The 12,196-nt window shown below is 52.3% G+C and carries 8 protein-coding genes; 4 read left to right on the top strand and 4 right to left on the bottom strand.

Translation table 11 applies throughout. The features are described from left to right. Nucleotides 1-21 precede the first annotated feature (21 nt). The 4 genes from Enr10x_RS05880 to Enr10x_RS05865 all read left to right on the top strand — a co-directional run bounded on the left by Enr10x_RS05880 (nt 22) and on the right by Enr10x_RS05865 (nt 3,801). A complete protein-coding gene (locus Enr10x_RS05880; protein ID WP_145448419.1) occupies nt 22-579 on the top strand; it encodes an RNA polymerase sigma factor in 558 nt (185 codons plus the stop codon). Next, complete coding sequence (locus Enr10x_RS05875) at nt 566-1,276, top strand: hypothetical protein (protein WP_145448418.1); 711 nt, start codon at nt 566-568, stop codon at nt 1,274-1,276. Before Enr10x_RS05880 ends, Enr10x_RS05875 begins: the two co-directional genes overlap by 14 nt. A 41-nt stretch (nt 1,277-1,317) precedes the next feature. Beyond that, a complete protein-coding gene (locus Enr10x_RS05870) occupies nt 1,318-3,129 on the top strand; it encodes a hypothetical protein (RefSeq protein ID WP_145448417.1) in 1,812 nt (603 codons plus the stop codon). A 357-nt stretch (nt 3,130-3,486) separates the two neighbouring features. Then, a complete protein-coding gene (locus Enr10x_RS05865; protein WP_145104917.1) occupies nt 3,487-3,801 on the top strand; it encodes a hypothetical protein in 315 nt (104 codons plus the stop codon). Nucleotides 3,802-3,854: 53 nt separating this feature from the next. Here the strand turns inward: Enr10x_RS05865 and Enr10x_RS05860 are convergent, their stop codons facing one another. The 4 genes from Enr10x_RS05860 to Enr10x_RS05845 all read right to left on the bottom strand — a co-directional run bounded on the left by Enr10x_RS05860 (nt 3,855) and on the right by Enr10x_RS05845 (nt 12,122). After that, on the bottom strand, nt 3,855-5,552 hold the full coding sequence (locus Enr10x_RS05860; protein WP_145448416.1) for a SpoIIE family protein phosphatase: 1,698 nt from the start codon (nt 5,550-5,552) through the stop codon (nt 3,855-3,857). Between the two features lie 37 nt (nt 5,553-5,589). Next, the gene (locus Enr10x_RS05855; RefSeq protein ID WP_145448415.1) at nt 5,590-7,272 is read right to left on the bottom strand and encodes a SpoIIE family protein phosphatase; all 1,683 of its coding nucleotides are present in this window, start codon (nt 7,270-7,272) and stop codon (nt 5,590-5,592) included. Between the two features lie 112 nt (nt 7,273-7,384). After that, nucleotides 7,385-8,665: a glucuronate isomerase gene (locus Enr10x_RS05850; protein WP_145448414.1), complete on the bottom strand. Its 1,281-nt coding sequence runs from the start codon at nt 8,663-8,665 to the stop codon at nt 7,385-7,387. Nucleotides 8,666-8,855: 190 nt separating this feature from the next. Further along, nucleotides 8,856-12,122 (bottom strand): c-type cytochrome domain-containing protein, encoded by a 3,267-nt coding sequence (locus tag Enr10x_RS05845; protein ID WP_197997494.1) that lies wholly within the window; start codon nt 12,120-12,122, stop codon nt 8,856-8,858. Nucleotides 12,123-12,196: the final 74 nt, after the last annotated feature.

The raw sequence follows: 12,196 nt of genomic DNA, 5'->3' as shown, positions 1-12,196 counted from the left end.
AAGCCAAAACGGGATTTCTCCGTGAATGAAGAAGATGCGGCGCAGGTCCGAAGTTGCCTGGAAGGTAATACAGCGGAAATGCGCGCATTCGTGGCCCGGTTTCAAAGTTCCATTTTCGGTTTGTGCTACCGGATGCTGGGACATCGACAGGATGCTGAAGATGTGGCACAGGAAGTCTTTGTCCGTGCCTTTCGGAGTCTGCATCAATGGGATCCCACCAGAACTTTAAAGCCCTGGTTACTGACGATCGCCGCCAATCGCTGCCGCACCTTTCTCAGCCAGCGGTCCCGTCGGCCTGTCCCTGCAGAGTTTGCGTCAGAGCTGGCAGTCAGTCAGTCATCAGAAGCGCTGCAGGACCTGGGAGAAGAACTTCAAAATGCGATCGGGCAATTGCGTGAAGATCATCGCACCTGCTTCATTCTGTTTCATCAGGAAAACCTGAGTTGTCAGGAAATTGGAGAAATAATGGATCGTCCTGAAGGCACCATCAAAACCTGGCTCCACCGTTCCCGCCAGGAACTGGCGTCAACCTTAAGACAACGTGGAATTGTACCAGAGGTCAGACATGAATCTCGTTGAATACCAATCGAAACTGGAAATCATGATCGAATCACGGCACTTCGATCAGCGTGCGCAACTGGAAAAACTGGCAACAAGTTCACCCGCACACCAGCGTCTCTGGGAAGACTTTCTGATCCTCGAGCAGACTCTCCCTGCCTGGAAACAGTCTCTTCCGGAGACGGACCTTGTCGATGCGGTACTGGCCCAGCTCGACAGCCCTTCTGGTAACAGCGGACAACCAACCACACGCTCTGAGCAGCCGCCTGGCTCCACTGCCTCGTCACAGCGTTTCTCTGCTCCCTGGATCTGGGCCAGCAGCCTGGTTGCCGCGGCATTGCTGTTTGCAGTAACGATCCCGTTTTTCTCCAACCGTACTGACGTTGATTCCGGTACGACGGTGGCTACCAGTACCACAATCGCACCAGTTCCCCGGATTGACGAACATCAGCCCCCCGTTCCACAAGATATTGATCAGTTGCTGAAAAACGCAGGCGCTGCTTCCTGGGGACTCGCCCAGAGCACTGCCGGTGCCATGTCAGAAGCTGTCACCCTGGTTCCGGTCACCAGACCGGAGTCTCGGTCTTCGGAACCGGATCCCACTGAACCCAACTGGGTCGATGATATCAACACGGAAATGCAACCGTTTAAAGACCAGATCAACCATGCCTGGAACTTCATCATTCACTCTGTTCCCGAGTCATCAACCAAAATCTAACACTTTCCATTCTGTGCAGAGAGTCATCAGGAATGCAGCCCATGAAACCATTTACTCAAGCCAACTGCAGCCGCTTGCCCCTGCTTCGATTTATGCCTGCTGCCATTCTGAGTCTGCTCTGTTGCCTGTCAGCCGGGACAGCAATCGCTGCCAGACCACTCAGCCAGCTGGTCGACCAGAAAGCAGGCCTCTATCTCGAAGCCACACAGCTCGACCAGCATCTGCAGCAGTTTCTGCAATCACAACTGGTAACCCGTTTCCGGCAGACAGACGTCTTTCAAAACTGGCTCCGCAGCAAAGATGTCCATAACTTGAAACAGGGTCTGGAGCAACTGGAAACCCTGACTCAACGACCTTTGATCCCGCTGCTCAGGGACCTCTTCGGCGAATCAGTCGGGCTGGCTATATTCAATAACGGCCCTGAACAGAACCCCTCTGTGATCCTGCTGACGGATGTCAAAGATCCCCAGGCCACCCGGTCGCTGTTTGAAGACTGGTTTCAAAAGACGGGCGTCACGGTCACTAAGACTGAATATCTCCAGACAGCCTGCTTTACAGCCAGTCAACAGTCCTCCAATCCAGATAAATCGTCTCCAGGAATTCACTACTGCTTTCTGGATCAAACTTTGATTGTCTCGGAAAGTGAATCCCTTCTGCATTCCAGCGTGGCGCTCCATGTCAAACCACAGCGTGGAGAACCGCTAGCCGAGCAGCCGTGCCTGTATAACCTCAAGATGTATCAACGGGCCCGCGCGGTGCTGGCCGCTGATGTCACTGGATACGCATTTCTGAATCCCCGGGCCTGGGATCAGCACATCAAACCGCCGCGCAATGAAGTCGAACAGGGGATTGTTAACTGGTGGCAGAAAACGGGAGCACTGATCGCTGGACTGCACCTGAAGAACACCCTCGCACTGGAAACCGTCATCCTGTTCAATTCTGAAGTCATCGACCTGCCTCTGCTCAACATTTTACAGACATCCGAGAATATCCCGGATCCATACACCCTGATTCCGCAGAAGGCTCTCGCAGTAATGGCCGGCCAGCTCAATCTGCAGCTCCTGACCCGGAAATTTGTGGATTTTTATGCGGAGAAACACCCGGAAAAGTGGAAAAAAATTCACGCCGCCAGTGTCGGTCTGTTGGGAGGTCTGGATCCCATCACCGATCTCGCCAGTACACTGGGACCGAATGTCCTGTTTTATTCGGTTCCCCGCAAACAACTGTCGTTCGACGCGATCTCATTCGATGGTTTGATCGCCATGCAACTCTCCACTCCTGCCCTCCCCCCTCAGCAGACAAACAAAACCAGTTATCAGCTGGGTATGGAAAATGTGGCAAACTTCCTGCTGAACAGTGTTCTCGTTCAGCACAATACGAACTCGAAGCAGGTCGAACAGCCAGCAGTCATCAAGGTGGAAGAACATGATCTGTATCACCTCCGCTGGATCGACCACCTGGGGCCCTACCAGCCCGCCTATGGCATTAATGAACAGCAACTGGTCCTGGCCAGCTCTCCCGATCTGGTCCGCGAATTCTTTACACTGAAGTCCGAAAACAGTCTGGCAGCGCTGCCCCTGTTTCAATCCTGGAAGGAAACATTCTTCCAGGAAGAAAAACAGCTCTGTTTCCTCAATATTTCTTCGATTCGTTCATTTATCGAGCAGAATGCAGACTTCCTGGCAGAACAGCTTTCGCGGCAGCAGGGAGGCGATCCAGCCAGAGGAAAAAGCAAGCTGGCCGGGTTGAAAAGCCTGCTGGAGTCGTTCGATGGGGTCTTCCTGGCAGCTGGCCTGCAGAAAACTCAGGTGCGAATTGTAATCGGTTTAGGCTCGCTCACACCGGCACGATGAGCAATCTCAACTCTGTACACAATTCTGAACAAAGGCCTCTCAGCCCCCTCCGATAATCATCATAATCGGGACGATTACTCAATCGGCACGGTCGATTACGCTTATCCGTGTTAATTATTTTAAACAAATCCCCCAATCCGGATTTTGGTGGGAATAATTGAATAAGTTAGCTCCGCATTCCAACGCAGGCCAGAACTATTTTGGAATCGTGGAGGAATTCTTCAAAAAAGCATGTGACCGAATCCTTCAGGTATGAATGACTGTCCTTTCGTAACGGACGCCTTTCCCCGGAAGGAAGCCAGGGCATGTGAATGACTCAGGCAAATGAACTCCCCTCAAAGAAAGCTGATATTGAATATGGTAAATCAACTCGATCCCCCGTCAGAACTGGTAGTTGACCGTCGTCGCGTCAATCGCAGAGCTACCGGCAGCAAAGGAGCGATTCACGAGAAGCATGGTGTTGTGGATCAGCGGAAAATCGAACGCCGCCGCCAGATCGATCCGACCACCTGCGAGCGTGATTACAGCGAACAGGAAATTGATTTCATGAAAGCCATGGATGACTACAAACGACGCAGCGGGCGACAATTCCCTACCTGGAGTGAAGTACTGGAAGTACTCCACAGTATGGGCTATCGCAAGGTTGCAGAACCGACAGATATTTCGCTCTGATCAGTAATCAGGTTAACCTCAAGGTGGGATGTGAGAAACGCATCCCACCTTTTTTATTGCGCGGCCGTTCTGCCGATAATCACCAGCGTCAGATCGTCATACTGTTCATGCTGACCGACGAACTGCTTCACGACCCGCAGGATTTGTGGTCCCAGTTCCGTTGGACTGGTGCTCGCTTCCTGAATCGCCGCTTTGAGCCGTTCAATCCCAAACAGCTCCCGCTCCTCATTCATCGCTTCGGTCACGCCATCGGTATACAGGATCAACTGCTCTCCGGGCTCGAGCACATGCGTCAGTGCTTCGTATTCATAATCTTCCATCACTCCCAGCGGTACACTCGGCTGATCGGCAGAGAGTTCCCGGAGCTTACCATCGGTCTGCAGTAACAGCGGTTCCAGATGTCCCGCATTGACGAACGTGACCAGGTTCTGATTCAGATCAATCTGCCCCAGAATGAACGTGATAAACCTGCCATCATGCGCTGCTTCATCGATATGATGATTCACGCGGTGCACCGCATCTGCAACATCCGGTACAAATTCCACCGTACTTCGCACCGCACTGCATACCCGGGACATGACCAGTGAAGCGGGGACCCCTTTGCCGGCCACATCTCCCAGAGCAAACCAGACCAGGTCATCCTCGGTCTGGATCAAATCATAATAATCGCCCCCCACAGCGCGTGCCGCCTCGTAGGAAACAAAGAACTCATATCCGGGTACTTCCGGAATCTTCGCAGGTAACAGGCCTTTCTGAACCCGGGCTGCGATCTCCATTTCGTTATCGTAGCGCTGTTTCTCCACATGCGAAATCATCAACCGGGCACTCTCATAAGACAGTGCGGTCTGTCCGGCGATGACCATCAACAACTCCAGATCGTCATCAGAAAACATCTGGCCGGCCAACTGGGTATCCAGATTGATGATTCCGATCACACTTCCATCGAGCCCCAGCATCGGAGCGCATAGAATCGAACGAATGGTGAGTGTCGAAACCGACTCACTTTTTTCAAAACGTTCGTCATTGGCCGCATCGGCAGAGAGCACACCGGTTTTATTATCAATGACTGTTTTCAATACCGTACGACTGAGCTGCAGCGCTTCCTGATCTTCTTCTCTACGATGCCGTACCGCCTTGGGTAGAAAACGCTGATTATCGCGGTCATGTAACAGAATACAGCCTCGATCCGCGGCGGGAAAAATATGAAACAGACCCTCGAGGACCCGTTCGGCCATCGAATCCAGATCAGAGGCTGTTGCTATCGTACGACTGATTTCCAGGATTGCTTTCAACTTAATTTCGGGTTTGATGTGATACTGATCGAAATCACTGCTCGAACCGGTCGAACGCAGGATCGTAGATTTATCAATCGCAGTCGGCTTGACAGAAACATTTTTCAACGAGGGAATCAACCCGTAAGCGGTCAACAGACCTTCATGCTGCTCGGCTTCGTAGTCAGCATCACTGGAAAATTCCAGCAGAAAAGGGCCAATCGAAATCTGATCCCCTGACTGTAACACCACCGGATCGTTGACCGGCCGGCTGTTGACAAACGTGCCGTTTCCACTCCCCAGATCTTCCAGTTCGTACCGTTCTTCATCCAGAACGGAAATCCGGGCATGATAGCGGGAAACCGTATTTGACTTGAGACAGATATCACAATCTGGATGCCGCCCCAGCGTCATCTGTTTTCCCGTGATCTCCAGCCTGGATGAACTGCCGTTATTTTGCAAAAACAGACTGGCGGACATGATGAGACCATCGTGTTTAAGTTGGGAAACTTCGTTTTCAGGAAACACGCCCGAAAGTCATGATCGTAATATCGTCATTCTGGGGACGCCCGTTGGCATGTCGACGTACATCTGCCAGCAGCGCCTGTCCCAGTTCAGCGGCATTCTTCTCACGATTGGCTTTTATGAACTCACGCATCCGATCCAGCGTATACAGTTCGCCTTCCGGATTCATCGCTTCGTCCACACCGTCTGTAAACAGGACAACGATTTCTCCCGGTGCCAGATCGCGTTCGACCACTTCGAACGGAAAGCCTTCCATCACACCGATCGGCACGCCGATACTCTCTTCAGGAAATTCGTCAATAGTACCATCCGGCTTCAGAATCATCGGCGACATATGACCGGCATTGACCAGCGAGATATGATGCTTCTGAGTATCCAGAATCGCCAGTACGTATGTCACAAAACGCCCTTCGACAGCACTGTCGCACATATGGTCGTTGATCGCTTCAACCGCAGGTCCTACTTCATGCAGAAACCGCATGGTGTGCTGCACACAACTCGACATCCGCGCCATGATCATCGCACCAGGCACTCCCTTGCCGGCTACATCCCCGAACGAGAGACCGATTTTCCCATCGGGCAATTCAAAGATGTCATAGTAGTCGCCCCCCACAGCCTGGGCGGAATGATACGAAGCAAAAAATTCGTACCCATCCACTTCAGGTACCGAGCTGGGTAACAGTCCCTGCTGCACCCCGCGAGCGATGTTCATCTCGTTATCCTGCTTCTGCTTTGCCAGATAAGAATTCATCAGCCGCGCACTTTCATACGAAAGCGCCGCCTGGCCAGCGACTGACATCAGCAGATCCAGATCTTCTTCCTGGAACTGCTGCAACGGGTTCTGCGTATCAATATTGATGATTCCGATCGGCTCTTCTGAGAGCCCCAGCATGGGCACGCACATCATGGAGCGGATCGACAGATTGGAAATCGACTCACTGGCATCAAACTGGGAATCGCTGGCAGCATCGGCCGACAGGATCCCTGTCTTTTCCTCAAGCACCTTATTCACAATCGTGCGGCTCAATTTGACCGTCGCATCTTCCCCTTCCCGACGATGTTTGAACGCCCGGGGAACCATCTCTCCGGTAGCTTCATCCTTGAGTAGAATGCAACCACGATCGGCAGCAGGGAAGATATGAAACAGCGTGGTCAGCATCTGGGGCAGCAGCTTTTCCAGATCGACGGTTCCCGCCAGGCTGCGGCTGATCTCAATCACCGCCTTCAGCTTGGCTTCAGGGCGCACATCGAGCCCTCCAAATCCGCCCGCCCCGGAAATAGCCCCCATAATCGTTGCGCCAGCGCCGCCATCGTCATCGGAGGAATACCCGAAATCAAAGCCGCTGTCGACATTCATCATGGCAGATGTTTTTTTACCAGCCGCCTTGTGATCGGTCTCAAAGCGGAACAGAATCGGTCCGACTTTCAGTCGATCTTCATGGGTCAGCGGAGTCCGCCCCTCGATTTTTTTACCATTTACAAAAGTACCGTTACCACTGCCCAGATCTTCGACGAAAAACTGATCGCCTTCTCCGATTACCTGAGCATGTCGACGGGACACCATATTGGAATCAAGCTGGATCTGGCAGTCCGGGTGCCTGCCAATCACCATCTCATCACCCGAAAGGGAGTAAGAGACAGCCTGCCCCGCCTGCAGCATGACTAGAGTCGCCATAAATGAAGCCCTTGTGATGAAACGATAAAAGAGATGATTAAAAGGGATTTGAACCTTATTTTAAGGTGAGCCAGCACCCGATGCAATCACGGACTGACAACCCTCTGGCCGATTAACGTCCAAAAATGGTTTCGACATTACCCCGCAAAACCAGCTTACCGAGTTCAATGGCCCGCTCTTCGGACCAGTTACGCCCAATCACAAAATCACTGGCCAGCACATTCGCCAGCACGCGACGATACATCCGGAATTTAGGAAGAGCAAATTCCAGTTTGTACATATCGCTGTAATACCCAATCTGCTTGGTTTTTGGGACCGCTTCCAGCCGGCTCTTACAGTCAAATGTGATAAAGGCCGGAGTATTCGAATACCACCAGTGCCCATTGATCACCACGTTCGGGAAAATCCAGCTGTAGCTGACCAGTTCCTGATTACTGGTACTGGTCAGAACGGAGACCGGGAAGGTCACATTAGGAAATGCATTGAACAGTTCTTTGTACTGAATCAGGGAGGTGCGTTTGTCATAAAGGTCCTGTCCCTGATAAACCCCCGCCTCATAAACACGCCGGTTCACACCGATCATCAGATCAAAAGGCAGGCTGTGGGCAGCACAGTATTCAGCCAGAGTCCAGAACACATACTGACTAACCAGCTTTGATTCGTCACAGCTGAGTTCATTGCCGGCATACAGAGACCGAACGGTCGCCTCTGCCTCCTCAGGCATCACAGCCGTTGGGGAAAAATCAGGCGGCAGTGAAATCGCACAGGCCCGGGCGCCCCGGGAAGTGAAATGATCGAACAGTTTTGCAATCGCATCACGAAGCGTATGGGCACATCCGACGTCCACATTCGTTGCCTTGGCCAGTCGTTCGCGTGTTTCCTGTTTGCCTAAATGAAACACCAGATCGTCGGTCCGCAGACAGGGAATGTACAGATTTGTGTCGAAGCCCTCTAGCGGATCGTCAAAATCATTCGTCAGGAAGACCTGTTCCAGGCCACTCTGTTTCAGAACCTGCTGTTCCCAGTCCGGCTGCGCCATCTTTTCAGCAGCCGTATCATACAGTTTTTCCCAGTTAGATTCGGTGATCGCTTCTTCTTCAAAACCGAAAAATTCACAGCAGATATCCAGCAGCCAGCTGAGCTGAATGGTATTATCGAGATCCCCCAACTGCTTGACCAGTCGGCCCACTTTTTCTTTTGGATCCAGGCCCGGCTCCTCAATCTGCTCCTGGGGAAGTCCTGCTGAGTGTGCCAGTTCGGTGTAGTAATGGTATCCCATGATGTCCGCCAGCGTGGTGGAAGCGGCAGAATGAGGATTAATATGCGTATGAGGGTCGATCAGGACAAGACTCTCTAATTCCGCGAAGATACGTTTACTCAATTGATCAGGCATGATGAAGTAGTTCCTGCTGTTTCTGAAGATAATTCTAACCAGCTTGCGAATATACTCAGTCAGCGGAAACAGTGCAATCAGGCAGTGAATTCCGGCCCGATCCATCAACCAAATTGCATGAAAAAGGCGGCGCCACGATCAGAATCGCGGAGCCGCCTGGAAAAAGTGGTCAATTCAGTCAGACTGAGTGCTATTTACCGGCACTGGCCTGTTGTTCCTGTGGGACAGGAGGTGGATTGAAACTGAAGAGCAGTTTGCCCGTTTTTGCGTCCCAGACCCGCAATACTCCATCTTCACCCCCGGCAATCGCGATGGCTTCATCCCGACTGGCAGCCACACTGTAAACGTAATCAGTAGAGCCACTCAGGTTGCGGTAATTCTTGCCGTTTGAGGAAGTATGCATCCGCACGGTCTTGTCACCACCACCACTGATAATGTTGTCCCCCAGCCCCAGGAATGCGATCGAGGTGACCTGCTTGGAGTAACCGGAAATCGTCCGCTTCTGTTCGCCGGTTTCAATATTCCAGACTTTGATCACATTATCAGCACCCGCACTGACGATCGTGGACTCATCCGCTTTCCAGGCCACATCCAGGACGTGGTGAGTATGCCCTTCAAATGATTTCACGAACTTGCCGGTGGCAACATCAAAGATTTTGACAAACTTGTCCGCAGCCCCGGTCAGCAACTGCTTTCCAGTAGGGGAGAAACGAATTCCCAGTACAGTGTCACTGTGAGCATCTCCCAGCTTTTTCACAACCTTACCAGAGGCGACGTCAAACAGAATGACTTCACCGCTACGCGACGGATCTCCACCACCAACAGCCAGCAGCTTGCCATCCGGGCTGAAGTCCAGGCAGAGGGCTCGGTTGGAAATTGGTGAACCTCCCACCTTGCTCGGATCCTTGGGATCGACCCCCAGTTGGGCGATCAGAGACCAGACCGGCTGGACACTCTGAATCAGTACACTCTTATCAGCACTGCCAGATGCGACAGTCGACTTGGACGTATATGTCACTGCGGAAACAGCACCGGTGTGGCCGGAGAGCGTATCCAGTTCTTTACCCGAAGCGACTTCCCAGAGACGAACCTTCTGGCTGTCATCACCGGTGACGACCTGTTTGCCATCTTCAGAAAATGCGACCGACTTGATGGGAGTCAATACAGCGGCCTGCTTCTTCGCTTCTGCCAGGGCAGCGTCGACTTTCTTGGCGGTTTCATCCAGTTCCGCTTTTTCTTTTGTGCGATCTGCCAGCTGACCTTTGATTTTGGTCAAGGTACTTTCAGCTACTTTGACAGAACGTTCCGCAGACGTGATCTTTTTCTCAGCGGCAGTTACGGCGTCCGCTTCCTTCTTGGATGCAGCTTCTGCATCCGCAACCTTTTTGTCAGCGGCTTTCGTATCCGGCTTTGACTCAGCCTGCTTCTTCGCAGCAGCGACTGCAGCGTCAGCCTTCTTGATTCCTGCCTTCGCGGTTTGAATCGCCTGAGTCAACTGTTTTTCATCGTTTGCCTTTTTCTGCTGGGCAGCAGTCAGTTTCTTCTGGGCGGCATCAAAGGTCGCCTGAGCTTTGGCAACCGCCTCTTTTTTCTTCTGCTCCCCTTCTTTATCATCCTTGGCAGGCTTAGTGGCGTTTGCTGCATCCAGTGCCTTTTTGGCTTCGTCTACTTCTTTCTGAACAGCAGCGATTGCCTTCTGATTCTGCTCATTGGCAGCTTTCAGCTTGACTTCGGCGTCAGCAACGGCTTTATCAGCAGCTGCCTTTTGAGCAGCAGCAGCTTTGACAGCATCTTCGCCTTTCTTCTTATGATCAGCTACCAGCTTCGCCAGTTCGTCCTGGGCGGCTTTCAGTTTCTTAGCAGCTTCATCTGCTTTCTTCTTGGCTTCCGGCAGAGCTTTTTTGGCAGCTGCCAGCTCTTCATTCCGTTTCTTCAGTTCCCCTTCGCGGTCTTTGACATTTTTGTCAGCCGCTTTAACAGCCGCATCGGCCAGAGCCACTTTCTGTTTGGTCACGGTCTGAGTTTCGGTGGCCAGCACCAGCTGACGTTCCTTGCTCAAATCACCACGGAACTCTTTCAGCATTTTGCCATCGCTCAGCTGCCAGATCTTACCGGTCCCGTTGACGGAAACCGAGACGATATTTTTCGCATCGGGACTGACATCGACATCGGTTACAGGAGCACCATGATTGATGGAGCGAATCTGTTTCTTGCCATTCAGGTCCCAGATACGGACCGTACCGTCTTCACTGCCAGACACCAGCTGAGTGCCGGCTGGCAGGACCAGTTTCACGGTAGAGACAGGCTTCGCATGTCCCTTCAGCTCAAACAGGGGAGCGGGTGTTTCCGGGGCCTTTTCTCCCTCTTTGGGAGCTGGAATGGTCATTGGCCAGACATAGATACTGTTATTGGCACCACCGGCAATCACCTGAGAACCGTCTTTGCTGACGGTCAGTGCGTTGATCACAGCCGGTGTTTTCATGGTTGAAATCTGTTTTCCGTCAGCCGCATTCCAGACCCGCAGGCTCTGGTCAGCTGAAGAAGTGACGACCTTGGAACGATCGGGTGTAAAAGACAGACCAGTCACGGCACCAGTATGACCTTTGAGATCAACCAGTTTTTTACCTTCGGGCAGCTTCCAGAGGGAAACGCTGTTGTCGGCAGTCGCCACAGCCAGCACACTGCGGTCCGCATTCAGAGTCAGACCTGTGACTGCGGCAGGCAGCTCGATTTTCTTAACGACATTCCCCAGTGATTTCTTCCAGAGTTTCACGACTCGATACCCACCAGAGGCGAGCAGACTGCCATCGTTATTGAAGGCCAGTGAATGTACAAAATCGCGATGGGCGGCTCCTTGTGGATAAAAGGGCTTGCCGTCTTTCTGTAATTTCAGCAGAGCAGGATCGTTCAAGACAGCCACTTCGCTGCCTGCAGCCAGGTCGTAGATGGCGATCCGATTTGCCCGGCCAACGGCGGCATAGCGCGCCCATGGAGAGAGCGCAGTGCTGTAAATGGAATTCAGGCCGGGAGGCAGAGACTGCCAGGCGACACCAGCATCAGCGGACTTACCACTGGATTTCGCTCCTTCCAGAATCCACTGCCGCAGAATCCAGACCTCTTTGGGAGTCAATGCTTTCGCCCCGACTTTGTTGGGCAGCGGAGGCATAAAGCTCTCTTCGGTACGGGAGGCGACCTGGTAGAGATAGCTGTCATCGGGCTTACCGGGTGTGACCGATGCACCACTGTCGCCCCCTTTGATGAGGTCTTCGACATTCTCCAGAACGAGCGAACCCTCTTTCTTGGCGACGTTATGACAGGCGATACAATTCGCATCCAGAATGGGAAAGACGTCTTTCTCAAAGCTGACAGGACGACCTAAATCGACTTTTTCTGGTTTAATCGGCTTCTCTTCTGCCACTGCAAAATTTGTGGCAACAAAGACTGCAACCAACATCATACCTAAACTGGCGAACCGGTTCCGCATAACTTGCCCCTCTGATATCACTGTTTTAACAGTTGAAAACAAACAAC

Source organism: Gimesia panareensis (assembly GCF_007748155.1).
Lineage (GTDB): Bacteria > Planctomycetota > Planctomycetia > Planctomycetales > Planctomycetaceae > Gimesia > Gimesia panareensis.
This window is presented reverse-complemented; position numbering and strand designations above follow the sequence as displayed.

What these genes read in the sequence shown, in the direction of transcription:
- Enr10x_RS05860 (WP_145448416.1), bottom strand. Translation starts at nt 5,552, where the DNA reads ATGTCCGCCAGTCTGTTTTTGCAAAATAACGGCAGTTCATCCAGGCTG.
- Enr10x_RS05865 (WP_145104917.1), top strand. Translation starts at nt 3,487, where the DNA reads ATGGTAAATCAACTCGATCCCCCGTCAGAACTGGTAGTTGACCGTCGT.
- Enr10x_RS05870 (WP_145448417.1), top strand. Translation starts at nt 1,318, where the DNA reads ATGAAACCATTTACTCAAGCCAACTGCAGCCGCTTGCCCCTGCTTCGA.
- Enr10x_RS05855 (WP_145448415.1), bottom strand. Translation starts at nt 7,272, where the DNA reads ATGGCGACTCTAGTCATGCTGCAGGCGGGGCAGGCTGTCTCTTACTCC.
- Enr10x_RS05845 (WP_197997494.1), bottom strand. Translation starts at nt 12,122, where the DNA reads ATGATGTTGGTTGCAGTCTTTGTTGCCACAAATTTTGCAGTGGCAGAA.
- Enr10x_RS05875 (WP_145448418.1), top strand. Translation starts at nt 566, where the DNA reads ATGAATCTCGTTGAATACCAATCGAAACTGGAAATCATGATCGAATCA.
- Enr10x_RS05850 (WP_145448414.1), bottom strand. Translation starts at nt 8,665, where the DNA reads ATGCCTGATCAATTGAGTAAACGTATCTTCGCGGAATTAGAGAGTCTT.